The organism is Saccharopolyspora antibiotica (genome assembly GCF_047200635.1).
GTDB lineage: Bacteria > Actinomycetota > Actinomycetes > Mycobacteriales > Pseudonocardiaceae > Saccharopolyspora_C.
This window is the reverse complement of the sequence record NZ_JBJZOI010000006.1, coordinates 208547-222888: the sequence shown is the minus strand read 5'-3', so window position 1 is coordinate 222888 and position 14342 is coordinate 208547. Positions and strand designations below refer to the sequence as shown.

13 protein-coding genes are annotated in these 14342 nt (G+C 75.5%); 9 read left to right on the top strand and 4 right to left on the bottom strand.

The features are described 5' to 3' along the window. Nucleotides 1–12: 12 nt before the first annotated feature. A complete protein-coding gene (locus ACL03H_RS06670) occupies nucleotides 13–876 on the bottom strand; it encodes an aldolase/citrate lyase family protein (RefSeq protein ID WP_412810208.1) in 864 nt (287 codons plus the stop codon). 249 nt (nucleotides 877–1125) lie between these two features. Here ACL03H_RS06670 and ACL03H_RS06665 point away from each other — a divergent pair, with 249 nt between their 5' ends. The 3 genes from ACL03H_RS06665 to ACL03H_RS06655 all read left to right on the top strand — a co-directional run bounded on the left by ACL03H_RS06665 (nucleotide 1126) and on the right by ACL03H_RS06655 (nucleotide 3239). Continuing rightward, a complete protein-coding gene (locus tag ACL03H_RS06665; protein ID WP_412810207.1) occupies nucleotides 1126–2040 on the top strand; it encodes a pseudouridine synthase in 915 nt (304 codons plus the stop codon). A gap of 147 nt (nucleotides 2041–2187) precedes the next feature. After that, nucleotides 2188–2694 (top strand): nitroreductase family deazaflavin-dependent oxidoreductase, encoded by a 507-nt coding sequence (locus tag ACL03H_RS06660; RefSeq protein WP_412810206.1) that lies wholly within the window; start codon nucleotides 2188–2190, stop codon nucleotides 2692–2694. Between the two features lie 50 nt (nucleotides 2695–2744). Continuing rightward, nucleotides 2745–3239 (top strand): GNAT family N-acetyltransferase, encoded by a 495-nt coding sequence (locus ACL03H_RS06655; RefSeq protein ID WP_412810205.1) that lies wholly within the window; start codon nucleotides 2745–2747, stop codon nucleotides 3237–3239. A gap of 141 nt (nucleotides 3240–3380) precedes the next feature. On the opposite strand, the gene ACL03H_RS06650 is transcribed toward ACL03H_RS06655, so the two are convergent. Continuing rightward, nucleotides 3381–4007, bottom strand: coding sequence for a LysE family translocator (locus tag ACL03H_RS06650; RefSeq protein WP_412810204.1), 627 nt, complete (start codon nucleotides 4005–4007; stop codon nucleotides 3381–3383). Nucleotides 4008–4442: 435 nt separating this feature from the next. Between ACL03H_RS06650 and ACL03H_RS06645 the strand changes: the two genes are divergently transcribed. The 6 genes from ACL03H_RS06645 (at nucleotide 4443) to ACL03H_RS06620 (ending at nucleotide 11459) form a co-directional block, all read left to right on the top strand. Continuing rightward, complete coding sequence (locus ACL03H_RS06645) at nucleotides 4443–5138, top strand: methyltransferase domain-containing protein (protein WP_412810203.1); 696 nt, start codon at nucleotides 4443–4445, stop codon at nucleotides 5136–5138. Continuing rightward, complete coding sequence (locus ACL03H_RS06640) at nucleotides 5135–6874, top strand: thiamine pyrophosphate-binding protein (protein WP_412810202.1); 1740 nt, start codon at nucleotides 5135–5137, stop codon at nucleotides 6872–6874. Before ACL03H_RS06645 ends, ACL03H_RS06640 begins: the two co-directional genes overlap by 4 nt. A 25-nt stretch (nucleotides 6875–6899) precedes the next feature. After that, a complete protein-coding gene (locus ACL03H_RS06635) occupies nucleotides 6900–7952 on the top strand; it encodes a Rossmann-fold NAD(P)-binding domain-containing protein (RefSeq protein ID WP_412810201.1) in 1053 nt (350 codons plus the stop codon). Beyond that, nucleotides 7949–9094, top strand: a complete 1146-nt coding sequence (locus ACL03H_RS06630; protein WP_412810200.1) for a saccharopine dehydrogenase family protein — start codon at nucleotides 7949–7951, stop codon at nucleotides 9092–9094. The genes ACL03H_RS06635 and ACL03H_RS06630 overlap by 4 nt, the downstream gene beginning before the upstream one ends. A 63-nt stretch (nucleotides 9095–9157) precedes the next feature. Next, on the top strand, nucleotides 9158–10120 hold the full coding sequence (locus ACL03H_RS06625; protein ID WP_412810199.1) for an EamA family transporter: 963 nt from the start codon (nucleotides 9158–9160) through the stop codon (nucleotides 10118–10120). A gap of 118 nt (nucleotides 10121–10238) precedes the next feature. Then, nucleotides 10239–11459, top strand: a complete 1221-nt coding sequence (locus ACL03H_RS06620; RefSeq protein WP_412810198.1) for an ATP-grasp domain-containing protein — start codon at nucleotides 10239–10241, stop codon at nucleotides 11457–11459. Here the strand turns inward: ACL03H_RS06620 and ACL03H_RS06615 are convergent. Together ACL03H_RS06615 and ACL03H_RS06610 are read right to left on the bottom strand one after the other, a co-directional pair. Beyond that, the gene (locus ACL03H_RS06615) at nucleotides 11450–12337 is read right to left on the bottom strand and encodes an alanyl-tRNA editing protein (RefSeq protein ID WP_412810197.1); all 888 of its coding nucleotides are present in this window, start codon (nucleotides 12335–12337) and stop codon (nucleotides 11450–11452) included. The two genes, ACL03H_RS06620 and ACL03H_RS06615, sit on opposite strands and share 10 nt — an antisense overlap. A gap of 308 nt (nucleotides 12338–12645) precedes the next feature. Then, complete coding sequence (locus tag ACL03H_RS06610) at nucleotides 12646–14004, bottom strand: pyridoxal phosphate-dependent decarboxylase family protein (protein ID WP_412810196.1); 1359 nt, start codon at nucleotides 14002–14004, stop codon at nucleotides 12646–12648. Nucleotides 14005–14342 lie beyond the last annotated feature (338 nt).

Genomic DNA, 14342 nt, shown 5'->3' with positions numbered 1-14342 from the left:
CCGCCGACCGGGTCAGATCGCGGCGGGCTCCGGTGCGCGCTCCGCCGTGGGGCGGGCCCGCTGGAGGTAGCGGCGGGCCCTGGCGGCATCGGCCTCCTCGACGTCGGGGAGGCGGGCGGCGCTGCGCTTGAGCACGTCGTGGGCCCAGCGCAGCTCCTCCGCCGTCGGTGCGAACGCCGCGTTGATCGCCGCGAGCTGGCCGGAGTGCACGGCCGCCTTCGCCGTGCACCCGGAACCGGCCGCCCCGCGCGCCTGCCGCTCCAGCTCGGCCGGATCCGCCCCGAAGAACGGGGAATCGATGGCGACGACCTCCGCCGCCGAGGCCGCCCGCACCGCGGACGCGCGCACCGACGCCGCCACCTCCGGATCCCCGGCGCCGCCGAGGTCGGCGGCGATGTCGGCGGTGCTGGCGAGCACGCCCACGACCCGGGTCTGCGAGGCGAGCAGCCGGGGCAGGGCCCGCAGGCCGCGAGCGGTCTCGATCAGCGGCACCAGCATCGTCCGGCTGCCCGCCTCGAACAGCAGGTTCTCGATGACGCCGAGCGCTCCGGCGGACTCGGTGCGCGGCAGCACCAGCACGTCCGGGTCGTTCCCGGCGGAGATCAGCGCCGTCAGGTCAGCCAGCCCGACCGCCGTGGCCGCCGGGTTGATGCGCACCGAGGTGACCAGGCCGTCGCCGTGCGCGCCGCTCAGGTGCTCGACGACGAACGCGCGGGCGATCGCCTTGTCCTGCGGCCGCACCGAATCCTCCAGGTCCAGGATGACCGCGTCGGCCCCGCACCGGGCCGCGGCCTCGAAGTCCTCCCGCCGCGTCGCGGGTGTGAACATCCAGCTCCGCGCCGCCCGCACCGCGGTCTCCACGTCACCTTCCACCATGTCCGCTCCCCCCAGATCGGCCGTTCCCGACGGTAAGAGCAGGTCGGGCGGGCGGCCATTCCGAGCGGGGGCGGCCCCGCGTGATTCATCCGCCCGGGGGCAAGGCCGTCCCGGGCCTCGCCTCGCGGGCGGGGCCTGGGCCACGCGGGCCGCCGCACCGATCGTCGGCTCCCCCGCCCCGGCCACCGCGCGTCACCCGGCCGGGCTGGACGGCCGCCGCCGGCTGCGGGCCGTCTAGGCTGGCCGGTGATGCGACGCAAGCCCCGCTCCCCGCTCCCGCAGCAGGACGGCCTGGACGCCGTCCGCCTGCGCACCCCGGGGTCGGGTCCGTGGGCGACGGTGCGAGACCACCTCGTCGAGCGGCTTCCGGTGCCGGCCGTCGAGGTGGACCGGATGCTCGCGGAGCGCCGCGTGGCCGCGCACGACGGGACCGTCGTGGACGGCGGAACTCCGTTCTCGCCGGGCAGCGTCCTCTGGATGCGGCGGGAGCTGCCCGCCGAGATCCCGGTCCCCTTCGAGGTGGAGGTGCTGCACCGCGACGAGCACCTGGTGGTGGTGGACAAGCCGCACTTCCTCGCCACCACCCCGCGCGGCGGCCACGTCGCCGAGACCGCGCTGGTGCGGCTGCGCCGGAGCCTGGGGCTGCCGGAGCTCAGCCCGGTGCACCGGCTGGACCGGCCGACCGCCGGGCTCGTGCTGTTCACCGCGCACGCGGGAGCTCGCCGGGACTACCAGCTGCTGTTCCAGCACCGCGAGGTGCGCAAGGAGTACGAGGCGATCGCGCCGCACGACCCGGAGCTCGCGCTGCCCCGCGTCGTGCGCAGCAAGATCGTCAAGGAGCGCGGGGTCCTGCAGGCCCGGGAGGAACCGGGGCAGCCGAACGCCGAGACCCGGGTGGAGCTCGCCGAACGGCGGGGCGGCCTCGCCCGCTACCGGCTGCTCCCCGCGACCGGCCGCACCCACCAGCTCCGGGTGCACCTGGCCGCGCTGGGCCTGCCGATCGTCGGCGACGACCTCTACCCGCGGGTGCGGGAACGCGCCGCCGACGACTTCACCGATCCGCTGCGGCTGCTGGCGAAGGAGCTCCGCTTCACCGACCCGGTTTCCGGGCTGCCGCGCCACTTCACGAGCCGCCGAGCGCTGGAGTGGCCCGAGCCGCGCTGAATCCCGTCGCGCCGCGCGGGCTCCGTTCGCCGCGGTCGGCGGCCCCGCGCGGATGGGAATCCGTCGCGAACCGGCTCCGCGGTTGATCCGCCGGTGCGACACTGGCTGCGGGCAGCCGACGTCAGCACCGCGCGAACCGGGGGAACCATGACCGAACCCGCACCGCCCCCCGCGAACGCCCTCGCCCGGGCCGGGGCCCGGTTGCTCCGCAACCGCACCCTGATGCGCGCCCCGATCTGGCTCTTCCGCGCCCGCCTGGGATTCCTGCTGGGCTCCCGGCTGCTGATGCTGGAGCACGTGGGACGCCGGACGGGCGCGCGGCGCCGGGTCGTCCTGGAGGTCATCGGCCACCCGTCCCCGGACGTCTACCTGGTCGCCTCCGGTTTCGGCACCCGTTCGCAGTGGTTCCGGAACCTGGAGGCGCATCCGGGCGCGCGCATCTCCGCGGCGCGACACCGCTCGGTACCGGTGATCGCGCGCCGGCTCAGCACCGAGGAGGCGGCCGTCGTGCTCACCGGCTACGCCCGGCGGCACGCGAGGGCGTGGGCGCGGCTCAAGGGCGCCGTGGAGACGACGCTCGGCGCGGAGATCGACGTGCGCGACCCGGCGCTGCCGGTGGTCGAACTCCGCCTGACCCCGCCGCGGGCTCCCTGATCCTCCGGCCGGAGACGCCCGCTGGACCTCAGCCGCCCGGTCCGTCGAAGATGATCCGCAGGTGGACCATCGGCGCCGAGCCGGTCGCGGGTGCGGACGTCGAAGTCGCGCTGCGCGAGTACGTCGCCGAGGTCGGCCGACGCGTGCTCGGCCGGCCTGCGACCGAGGCGGAGATCGCGGCGGTGCTCGCCCGCGACCCGCACGGCGACCTCCGGCCGCCGCGCGGAGCGCTCCTCGTCGCTCGCGGTGCCGCCGGGGGCCTCCTCGGGTGCGCGGGCGTGCGGCTGCTGCGGGCTCTGCCCGGGAGCGCGGAGCTCAAGCGCCTGTACGTGCGCCCGGAGCGACGCGGCGCGGGCCTCGGACGTGACCTGCTGCTGGCGGCGGAGCGGACCTCCCGGCGGCTCGGCGCCAGCCGGATCGTGCTGGACACCAGGGCGGTGCTCGTCGAGGCGCGCGCCCTCTACGCCGCGCACGGCTACCGGGAGATCGAGCCGTACGACGACCAGGTCGACGCGGAGCACTGGTACGCGAAGCAGCTCTGCTGACCGCCTCCGGGGGAACCCCGGCCGCTCGCCGTCCCGCGTCGGCTCCGGGTGCGCGCCGCCCTCGCGAGGAGTCCGCCGCGAACGCCGGCACCGCCGCCGACACCGGCGACGCGGGGTCCGAGCCGGGCGTCCTCGCTGGCGCTAGCGGTGCAGGGCGAGGGCGATGCCGAGGGTGATGAACAGGCCGCCGGTCGCGGTGTCCAGCCGTCTGCGCGCCCGGTGCTTCTCCCGCAACCAGGCCCCGATCCGTCCACCGAGGACACCGACCGTGCCGTCCACGAGGAACTCCAGCACCACCAGCACCGCGCCCAGCACGACGAACTGCAACCACACCCTCCCCAGGGCCGGATCGACGAACTGCGGCAGGAACGCGATCGAGAACGTGACCATCTTGGGATTCAGCAGGTTCGTCCACAGCCCGGTGAGGTAGGCCGTGCGCGGGGACACGCCACCGACGTCCGGCAGCGCCGATCCCCGCCGTCGCTCCCGGATCGTGCGCACCCCGAGGTAGATCAGGTATGCCGCGCCGAGCAGCCGGACCACGGTGAACGCGGTGGGCGCGGCGGCGAACAGCGCGGCCAGCCCGGCCGCCGCGACGGCGACGTGCACCAGCTCGCTGGTCGCCACCCCGGCGGTGGCCAGCAGTCCCGCGCGCGGGCCGCCCCGGGTGCCGCAGCCGAGGACGAACAGCATGTCCGGACCGGGCGTGATCATGGCGACGAACGTGGTCAGGACGAACGCGAGGAGCAGCTGCTGGTCGACCGGCATGGCCCCGATGGTTCCACAGGGGACGCGCGGCGCCAGCGCGACACGGGAGCAGGAATCAACCGACTGGAATATGCCCGAACCATTCTTCGACATTTCCACCATCGAATGAAACGCACCAATTCACCCTTCTGGCAGATTCGCGGGAACCTCGAACGGTGATCCCATGAGCACTGCCGGACGACCGCGATCGCGGCGCACCGGACGCACCACTGGGGATGACCCCTCGCCGCAGGGGTTTCGCGCGGGATCCGGAACTCCGGACGCCGATCAGGGCACCGGGCCACGAGCCGACCGAGCCCTCGAACGGACGCGCTCACATGCGGCGACCAGGCAGGACAGCTTGACGGCGGGCGCCCGCGACGCGGTGACGCCACGCCGGGCACCGGTGGCCCGACGCGCGGAGACGTGCGCTGGAACTCGAATTCAGGGACGAAGATGACCGCGGAATCCACGGAATCGAACTCGTTGCACCACGATCTCGCGCATTTCTACCGCGATCGATTCGACCGCGGTTCCAGCCTCTTCGACATCTGGGAGGAAGGCGGCGCGGACGGTGATTCGATCACCCCCGCCACCTATCACCCCGGGTACCGGTACTGGATGGGTGAACTGCTCACCGGGGCGCTGGGCAAGCGCGGCGGCGGCCTGCTCAGCCTCGGTTGCGGCAACGGCGCCGTCGAGGCCGACATCGCCCGCGCCGGGTTCCCGGTGCTGGCCGTCGACGCGATGCCGGAGGCGGTCGAGCTGACCCGGCGCAAGGGGGTTCCGGCCGTCTGCGCCGACCTGTTCCGCTGGGAACCCGACGCGCCCTGGACCGTGCTCTACCTGGACGGCCTCCTCGGGCACCTGCACAGCCCCGAGCACGGGCTGCGCCCGGTGTTCGACCGGGTGCGCGGCTGGTGCGCGAGCGGGGGCGCCACGCTCATCGCCTCCAACGACTCCCCGCGCGACGGGGGCGACGTCCAGGCCGCGCCCGGTGTGGACGGCTTCCGCTGGCTCTCGGCCGAGTACATGCGGCGGCAGGCGCTCGAATCCGGGTTCGACGCGGTCAGCACGGCGCAGTTCCGCTACCAGCGCCCGCTGTCCGGGGAGCGCGTCCGCGCCGTCGTCACCTGCCACGTGACGCCGTGACCGGGGAGCGGAGCACCGCGACGGGGAACGGGGCCGAACTGCTCGTCGACGCGCTCGTCCGGCACGGGATCGACACCGTCTTCGGCTATCCCGGCGACACCGGGGTGGCGTTCTACGACGCGCTCGCCCGGCGGACCGCGGACGTCCGGCACGTGCTGGTCCGCGACGAGCGGCACGCCGGGTACATGGCGGACGGGTACGCGCGCACCCGGCGACGGCTGGCGGTCTGCGAGGCCGCGAGCGGCGCCGGGGCCGTGTACCTGGCGGGCGGGCTCGGGGAGTCCTCCGCCTCCGGCATCCCGGTGCTGGTGCTGACGACCGACAACAACCGGCGCAGCGCGGGCACCTCGGCGATCAGCGAGGTCGACCAGGAGCTGCTGTTCGCCGCCGTGACCAAGTGGCGCGGGCGCGCGGAGGCGGCGGCGGAGATCCCCGGGCTCCTCGCGGAGGCGATCGCGGCGGCCACCTCGGGCCGACCCGGCCCGGCGGTGCTCGTGCTGCCGGAGGACGTCCTGGAGGAGCCCGCCGAGGTCCCCGGCGCGGAGCCCGCCCCGGCACCGCCCGGGTTCCCGGCCGTGCGCCGGGCCGCACCGGAGGAGGCCGTGGCCCGGGTCGCCGCCCTGCTGGGCGCCGCCGAGCGACCGGCGCTGCTCGCCGGTGGCGGGGTCCACCTGTCCGGCGCGTGGCCGCAGCTGCTGCGGCTCGCCGAGCACGCGGCGCTGCCCGTGGCCACCACCATCCACGGCAAGGGCGCGCTCGACGAGGCGCACCCGATGTCGCTGGGCGTGGCCGGGTCGAACGGGGCCCGCGAGCACGCGCACGCCTGGCTGGCGGGCAGCGACTTCGCGCTGTTCGCCGGGACCCGCGCCAACGCCACCGACACCGTCGGCTTCACCGCCCCACCGCGCGGTGGCCCCGGCATCGCGCACCTCGACGTCGACGCCGCGCGCGCGGGCCGCACCTACCCGGGCGCCATCCCGCTCGTGGGCGACGTCGCGACGGTGCTCGACCAGCTCCGCGCCGCCGTCCCGGCCGCCGCCGAGGAGGTCCGCGCGCGCCGCACCGCCGAGCTCGCGGCCGAGCGGCGGCGGTGGCGCCGGCAGGTCGACGCGGCCCCGCTCCCCCAGACCCCGCCGGGCGTGCTGCGGCCGCGCGAGGTCGTCGAGGTGCTGCGGGGCGCCTTCGGCGACGCCTGGGTGGTGGCCGACGCGGGCACCCCGACCCCCTACCTGGCCTGCCACTGGGAGACCGGGGGCGGCGGCTGGCGGGTGGTGATCCCGCGCGGGCACGGGCCGATGGGGTACGCGGTCGCCGCCGCCGTCGGCGTCGCCGTGGCGCACCCCGGGGAGCGGGTGCTGTGCCTGACGACGGAGAACAGCGTCGCGATGGCGGTCGGCGAGTGGGAGACGGCGGCGCGGCTCGGTCTGCCGATCACCTACGTGGTGCTGGACAACACCTCGATGGGGTGGATCAAGATGATTCAGCACCTCTACCTCGGCGGACGCCACTTCGGCGTCGATCCCGGCCCGATCGACCCGGTGCTGCTGGCCCGGGGAACCGGCCTGCCCGGGGCCCGCACGCACGACCTGGACGAGCTCGCCGGCCTGGCCGCCGCGCAGGTCGCCGGACCGCGCGTGCTGCACGTCGCCGTCCCCGAGCACCACGAAGCGCCGCCGCCCGTGCGGCCGTGGCAGGCCGCCCTCTCCGGCGAGTCGACCGGCCGCCCCATCCACTGATCGCGCCAGGAGAGGACCCTCCACCGTGAGCACCGGACCAGCACCGCACCTGTGGCTGCGCAACGAGGACGCGCCCACCGAGCACCGGACCCCGCTGACCCCCGGCGACGCGGGCGAGCTGGTCGCGGCCGGAATCGCCGTGACCGTCGAGGAATCCGGGCGCCGCGCCTTCCCCGCCGCCGAGTACGCGGCGGCGGGCTGCCGACTCGCGCCCACCGGGAGCTGGCCGCGGTGCGCGGCGGAGACCGTCGTGCTCGGCCTCAAGGAGCCGGCCGGAACGCGGGAGCTGCGGCACCGCCACGTGTTCTTCGGCCACGCCTACAAGGGGCAGGCGGGAGCCGGGCGGCTGCTGGCGCGCTTCGCGGCGGGCGGCGGGGAGCTGCTGGACCTGGAGTCGCTGGTGGACGAGTCCGGTCGCCGCGTCGCGGCCTTCGGCTACTGGGCGGGCTACCTCGGCGCCGCGCTGGCCGCGCGGCACCGGGCCGGGACGCGGACCGCTCCGCTGCGCTCGACCTCCCGGTCCGAGGTGGACGAACGGGTGCGCGGGTGCGCCCCGGGCGCGCGCGCCCTGGTGATCGGAGCGCTCGGCCGGGCCGGGCGCGGCGCCTGCGACGCGCTGGCGCTGGCCGGGGCGGACATCACCCGCTGGGACCTCGCCGAGACCCGCGTCGTGGACCGGGAGCAGGTGCTCGCGCACGAGCTGCTGGTGAACGCGGTGGCCTCGGACCGGCCCGCTCCCCCGTTCGTCACCGCCGACGACCTGCCGCGCACCGACCGGCGGCTCTCGGTGATCAGCGACGTGACCTGCGACGTCACCTCCGATCACAACCGACTGCCGGTCAACGCCCAGGTCACCGACTGGGCGGAGCCGGTGCGGCGGCTGCGCGCCGACCCGCCGCTGGACGTGATCGCCATCGACAACCTGCCGTCCCTGGTTCCGCGCGAGGCCAGCGCCGCGTTCTCCGCGGACCTGCTGGCGCACCTGCGGACGGTGTTCACCGGAGCGCCCGTCTGGGAGCGGTGCGCCGAGGAGTTCCGGGCCGCGCTGCGCGGCCCGGTGGGAGGAGGAAACCGATGAGGTCACCCACCGGACGGGTCCACTGGCTCGGCACCGGCCTGTCCACCGGCAGCGGGCTGGGCCTGGTGTGCGCGGAGGCGGAGCGCACCCTGCTGTGGGGCCGCACCGCGGACAAGGCCGCGCGGCACCTCGCCGCGCTGGATCTCGCCGGGGCGGCCGATCCCCGCGCGCTCGCCCCGGGGGCGCTCGAAGCCGAGCTCAACCCGGGCGACCTCGTGGTCTCGATGCTGCCCGCCACCCAGCACGGCGGGGTCCTGCGCACCGCGCTGGAGCACGGCGCGCACTTCGCCTGCTCCAGCTACCTGAGCCCCGAGATCGCCGAGCAGGCGGAGCGGGCGCGGCGCGCCGGATCGGTGGTGCTCACCGAGTCCGGCCTGGACCCCGGCATCGACCACCTGCTCGGCCACGACCTCGTGCACCGCGCGTCGCGGGAGGTCGGCGACCGGCCGGTGCGAGCGCGGTTCACCTCCTACTGCGGCAGCAACCCGGCGGAGCCCGACGAGTTCCGCTACCGGTTCAGCTGGGCGCCGCGCGGCGTGCTCACCGCGCTGCTCACCCCCGCGCGCTACCTCGACGACGGAGAGGAGCGCACCGCCGAGCGCCCCTGGGAGGCGGTCCGGGAGGTCGCGGTCGGCGCCGAGCGGTTCGAGGCCTACCCGAACCGGGACAGCCTGCCGTTCATCGACACCTACCGGTTCCCCGCGTCCTGGCGGCTGGAGACCTTCATCCGGGGGACGCTGCGCCTGGCGGGCTGGAGCGCGGCGTGGAAGCCCGTGTTCGCCGAACTCCCCGAGGCGGACGAGGACCGGATCACCGAGCTGGCGGGGGAACTCGCGGCCGCGCACCCGAGCACCCCGGCCGACCGCAACCGGGTGGTGCTGTCGGTCGGTCTGGAGCTCGACGACGAGAACGGCCCGCTGTGGGCGGGGACCGAGGTGCTGGACGTGATCGGTGACGACGCCGAGAGCGCCACCCCGCGGCTGGTCTCGGTGGGGCTGGCCTGCGGAGTGCTCGACGTCCTCGCCGGGCGCACGGTCCCCGGCCTGCACCAGGCCGCCGCCGAGCGGGAGGCGGTGCGGCGCTGGCTGGACTTCCTCGACGGCCACGGCGTGCGGGCGACGTTCCGGGGCGGTGCCCGCTGACCCGGACGGCAACCGATCACCGAGACGCGCCCCGGGCTCGTCCCGGGGCAGGGGGGAACGTTCGTGCGACCGGACACCACGACGGGCGGCACGCTCGTCCGCGGCGTGCTGCCGCTGCTCACCTACGCCGTGCTGACCGCGGCGCTCGACGTCTACGGCGGGCACAGCCTGGAACTGGTGAGCCCGCCCGCGCTCGCGGCGCTGTCGTTCACCATGACCGCGCTGTTCTTCTTCGGGCTGGAGACGCACCGCCGCTCCGGGACCGGCTGGATCGGGGAGCTCCTCCCGCACCGGCGCAACCTGATCGGCGTGAACGCCACCACCGCGGTCACCTGGATCGCCACGTTCTACGCCCTGGACCACCTGGAACCCGCGGTGGTCAACGTGCTCGGTCTCGCGCTCGGCCCGGTGCTGACGCTGATCGGGGGGCCGCTGATGCGCCGGGGCAGCGCGGTGCTCGCGAGCGAGGTCGTGATCGCGATCGGCCTGTGCGCCGTGCTCGGCGCGCTGGTGTGGGGCTCGTTCACCGGCCGCAGCGCGCTCGGCGCGGTGTCCACTTCGGACGCCGTGCTCGGCGTCGGGTTCGCCTGCGCGTGCGCGGTGGGCTCGACGGCCAACATCCTCTACATGAAGCGGCTGAGCGACCGGGGATGCCCGCCGAACTCGGTGCTCGCGACGCGGTTCTGGCTCACCGCTGCCGTGACGTGGTGCCTGGTGGGGCTGGAGGACCGGCCGCAGCTGGCGGCGGCCCTGCTCCCGGCGGCCGTGATCGCGGTGATCGGCGTCGGGCTGCCGATCTACGTGCTGCAGATCGGCATCCGCCACACCGAGCCGATCACCACCTCGTTGCTGGTGTGCGCGTCCCCGCTGTTCGCGTTCCTGCTGCAGCTGCTCGACGGCAGGCTGCGCCCCTCCGCTTTCACGCTCGGCTGCATCTGCGCGTCGATGGCACTGGTCGCGGCGGGCACCCTCGCCCGGGCTCGCGCGGACTCGCGCCGACGCCGCGCCGCGACCGCCGAGCTCTGAACGACGACGACGCGCTGCCGGGCGGCAACCGGGGCGGCACCGGCGGAGGGGAAGCCGGGCGCGCCCACCGAGCAGGACGCGCGGCCGGGATCCGGTCGCGGAGGGAGGTCGCAGGACCATGACATGTGCCATCGTCGACGCGCACGGCGCCGGCCGGCTGCTGCCGGACGCGCTGCGGCGCCGGGGCGTCCGCTGCGTGCACGTGCGCTCCCCGTTCCCCGATCCGCGGCTGCCGGGCCCGCCGGAGGGCTTCGCGGCCGACCTCGCGCACGGCGGCGACCTCGCCAGCACCGCGCGGGCGCTGCGCGAGCTCGGCGTGCGCGCCGTGCTGGCCGGGGCCGAGTCGGGCGTCCTGCTGGCCGACGAGCTCGCGGCGGAGCTGGCGGTCCCGGGCAACGGCACCCGGAACCCGCTGGCCCGCCGGGACAAGCACGAGATGCAGCGCGCGGTGCTCAACGCGGGGCTGGCCGCCGCTCCCGGGCTGCGCTCCGCCTCGGCGGCGGAGGTCGTCGCCTGGGCGGTGGCCCGCGACGAGTGGCCGGTGGTGCTCAAACCCGTGCTCAGCGCCGGAACCGACAACGTGCTGCTCTGCGAGTCCCCGGAGCAGGTCGCCGCCGCGCACGCGAAGATCATGGGCTCGGTGGACCGCTACGGCCGCCCGAACGGGACCGTGCTCGCGCAGCGCTTCCTCGTCGGAACCGAGCACTACGTGAACTCGGTGAGCCGGGACGGGGCGCACCAGGTCGTCGAGGTGTGGCGCTACCACAAGCGGATCGTCGACGACCGCGCGATCTACGACTACGAGGACCTGCTGGACCCGACCGACCCGGCGGCCGAGGCGGTCGCGGCCTACGTCCGCTCGGTGCTCGACGCCCTCGAGGTGCGCAACGGCGCGGGGCACACCGAGGTGATGCTCACCGAGGAGGGCCCGGTGCTGATCGAGTGCGGGTCCCGGCTCGGCGGCGGTCAGCTGCCCGAGCTGCTGACCCGGTGCACCGGCACCAACCAGGTGGACGCGCTGGCCGGCTCGATCGCGGATCCCGAGCGGTTCCGCTCGGCGGCGGCCGAGCCCTACCGGCTGCGGCTGCGGCTGCGCTGCGTGAACCTGATCAGCACGCGCGACGGCGGGCGCGTGCCCGGCCCCGGGGACTGGGCCGCGGTGGAGGCGTTGCCGTCCTTCGCCGGAGCGGTGCTCACCGCCCCCGGGGGCACCCCGCTGTCGCGCACCGTGGACATGGCGACCTGCCCCGGCACGGTCTACCTGGCCGCGCCCGACGAGTCGGCGCTCGACGCGGACCGCGTCCGGCTTCGCGAACTGGAGCGGGACCTCTACGGGTGAACCGGGCGGGTGGTGTTGCGGATGACGAGTTCTCCCGCCTCGTCGTCGAACTCGGCGGTCGCGGTCATCGCGGCGATCTCCCCGAGGCGGGACACGTGCGTGCCGCCGCAGGGCATCTCAGCCGCCGCGTCCGGCAGCTCGCACACCCACTGCCGCCGGTCGGTGAGCAGCGGACCCTCGCAGTCGATCCGCACCGAGGCGTCCGCGTCGATCCACCCGGCGAGGGTCGCGTTCACCTCGGCCACGAACCGCGGCAGGTCCGCCAGGAACCCGGCACCGTCGAAACCGCGCTTGCGCAACGACTTCCCCAGCCGGTAGTGGTCGATGCTGCCGTCGACGTCGTGCCGGGTGCGCACGCACGTGGCCCGGTCGAAGTCGTGGTGCCCGCGCGAGTCCAGCGCGGTGGGCTTGCGCCACAGCTCGTGGGTGGCCGCGTTGAGCGCGTAGGCGAGCAGGTGGCACGCGGTGTGCGCCGCGCTGAGGCGCCGCCGCCGCTGCTCGTCCACCACGAGCTCGACGCGGGCGCCGGGCTCCGGGCGCGGTCCGGCGTCCTCCACGACGTGCGCGACCCGGAACAGCACTCCGGGCTCGTCCCGGCGGGCGTCGACCTCGTCGTCGACCAGCAGCGGTCCGCCCTCGCGCCGCGCCGCGGTCACCGAAGCGGCGACCGGGCGGGGAACCCCGTCGACCAGCATCGCTCCGCGGTCCTCCGGCTGGTCCGGCCAGAGCGGGTCGAGCGGGTGGAACGGGGTCCGGTCGGTGATGACCAGGAGCCGCCCCGGGGCGCGGTGATCGGGCAGCACCTCGGTGATCGTCGCCTCCGCGCGGAGACCACCGGCGGGGAAGGTGACCTCGGTGGGCACAGTCGTCTCGCTCACGGAGAGCGATCGTATTCGCGCGGTGCGTGCGAGGAGGAGCGGGTCGCCTCAGCGCCGTACCGGCGTGCGCTGCGCCGGGACTCCACCGCGCACGAAGCGGTGCCGTGCGTCGGCGATCGCGCGGGACTCGGCCCACACCGCGCGCAGGAGGGAGGGCCGGGCTCGGTGGGCGCGGACGGACTGGCGAGAAGACATGCGGTGAACCCCCGGTTCGCTGTGATGGCACGGCGCGGCGCCCGTCCGGGTCCCGGGCGAGCGCTTCTCCCGGGTGCCCCGCCGCACCTCCTGGCAAACGGCCTCCCGCCCGGTCATCCGGCGGCACGGCGGGCGAGCTCCTCCACCGCGGCGTGGCAGGTCCCGATCCAGTGCTCGTGCTCGGGTTTCAGCAGCGCGCCGCGCAGGATCCGGGCCCGGTCCCGGTCGGCGCGCGGCCGGTGCCCGCGCCGGTGCAGGTCTCCGGCGGTCACCTCCATCGCCGCCAGGTACGCCGACCCGTCGGCCATGCCGCCGCGCAGGATCGCCTCGGTGCGCCGGTCGATTTCGCTCATCGAGCCCGCCTCCGGCACGACGGCCAGCACGTCCAGCTCCGGGCGCTGGTAGGCCGACAGCACCGGCGAGCGCTCCAGCAGCTCCGCCCAGCGCAGCGCGGCCCGCCTGCTCGCGCGCAGCAGCCGCCCCAGCCCGTCCGGGGTCGGTGGCAACAGCCGGAACGTCAGCCACAGCGCGGCGGCCGCCGCACCGGGCCGGGAGCACTCCAGGGAGATCTCCCCCAGGTGCGGCTCGTCGGAGGTGAAGTACGTCCAGGGCGACTCGTGCCGGTAGAACCGCCGCACCGACGGATCCGCGAACAGCACCGCGCCGCAGCCGTAGGGCTGCAAGCCGTGCTTGTGCGGATCCACCACCACCGAGTCGCACTCGGCGAGCGCGCGGAACGGGGCGGCGGCCACCCCGTCGGGCGCGTCGTCGGCGATGAGCGCGAAGAACCCGCCGCAGGCGGCGTCGACGTGGATCCGGAATCCGTGCCGCCGCCGCAGTTCCAGCACCTCCGGTACCGGGTCCAGGGCGCCGAGCCCGGTGGTCCCGGCGGTGAGCACCACGGTCCCGATCCGCCGCGCGCGCAGCTGCCGCTCCAGCGCCGCCACGTCCATCCGGCCGGCCGGGTCGGCCGGGATCGGCACGAACGGCACGCCGAGCAGGTGGCAGGTCCGGGCGTGCGTGTAGTGCGCCTCGGCGCTGCCCGCCACCGCCGCGCCCGGGTGGATCTCCCGCGCCACGAACAGGGATTCGAGGTTGGCGACGGTTCCGCTGCCGGTGAGGTGGCCCAGCGCGCCCGGGATGCCGAGCATCCCGGCCAGCGAGTCGACCGCCTCCCGCTCCAGCTCGGTGGTGGCGGGTCCGCCGTCGAGCGCGTGGTTGTTCGGGTTCAGCAGCATCGCCGCCAGGTATCCCGCGGCCGCCACCGGGTGCGGCGGTTTGATCAGCTGTCCGAAGTAGCGCGGGTGGTGGAAGGGGTAGGTCTCGCGCAGCCTGCCCAGCAGCTCGTCGAACCCGGCGGTGAACCGGGCCTCCGGCACCACGGCGTCCGGGTGCGGCTCGGCATCGCCGAACTCCCGCTGCCACGCCGAGATCTCGGCGACCGCCCGGTCCGCCCACGCCCGCAGGTCCATCCGTGCCTCCTCCGCTGCCCGCGTCCCCACGGAACCACGCCCGTCGCACCGCGCGCCGCGCGGAATCCGGGAGATCAGAAGGAAATCCGGGACGATAGTCCTCTGTGCACGGCCGGACACGTGCTGTTCACTTGAGTGCAGGTGGGGTCGTTCCGCCGCAGAGGGGGGCACCTGCCTTTCGAGAAGATCCGGAGGATCGCGGAGGCCCGGAACAGGGGGCACCGCATCGCCTCGGCGAGAAAACGGATGCGAGGTACCGGGAAACCGGTGCCCGGCGGCCACGACTGGTGGCCGCGGGGGACATCGGCGACCGTGGTGAGCGCGGCGCCCGCGCGGCC

Excerpts from the sequence above, each read along its gene's own strand:
- ACL03H_RS06670 (WP_412810208.1), bottom strand. The coding sequence starts at position 876 with ATGGTGGAAGGTGACGTGGAGACCGCGGTGCGGGCGGCGCGGAGCTGG.
- ACL03H_RS06665 (WP_412810207.1), top strand. The coding sequence starts at position 1,126 with ATGCGACGCAAGCCCCGCTCCCCGCTCCCGCAGCAGGACGGCCTGGAC.
- ACL03H_RS06660 (WP_412810206.1), top strand. The coding sequence starts at position 2,188 with ATGACCGAACCCGCACCGCCCCCCGCGAACGCCCTCGCCCGGGCCGGG.
- ACL03H_RS06655 (WP_412810205.1), top strand. The coding sequence starts at position 2,745 with ATGATCCGCAGGTGGACCATCGGCGCCGAGCCGGTCGCGGGTGCGGAC.
- ACL03H_RS06650 (WP_412810204.1), bottom strand. The coding sequence starts at position 4,007 with ATGCCGGTCGACCAGCAGCTGCTCCTCGCGTTCGTCCTGACCACGTTC.
- ACL03H_RS06645 (WP_412810203.1), top strand. The coding sequence starts at position 4,443 with ATGACCGCGGAATCCACGGAATCGAACTCGTTGCACCACGATCTCGCG.
- ACL03H_RS06630 (WP_412810200.1), top strand. The coding sequence starts at position 7,949 with ATGAGGTCACCCACCGGACGGGTCCACTGGCTCGGCACCGGCCTGTCC.
- ACL03H_RS06620 (WP_412810198.1), top strand. The coding sequence starts at position 10,239 with ATGACATGTGCCATCGTCGACGCGCACGGCGCCGGCCGGCTGCTGCCG.
- ACL03H_RS06610 (WP_412810196.1), bottom strand. The coding sequence starts at position 14,004 with ATGGACCTGCGGGCGTGGGCGGACCGGGCGGTCGCCGAGATCTCGGCG.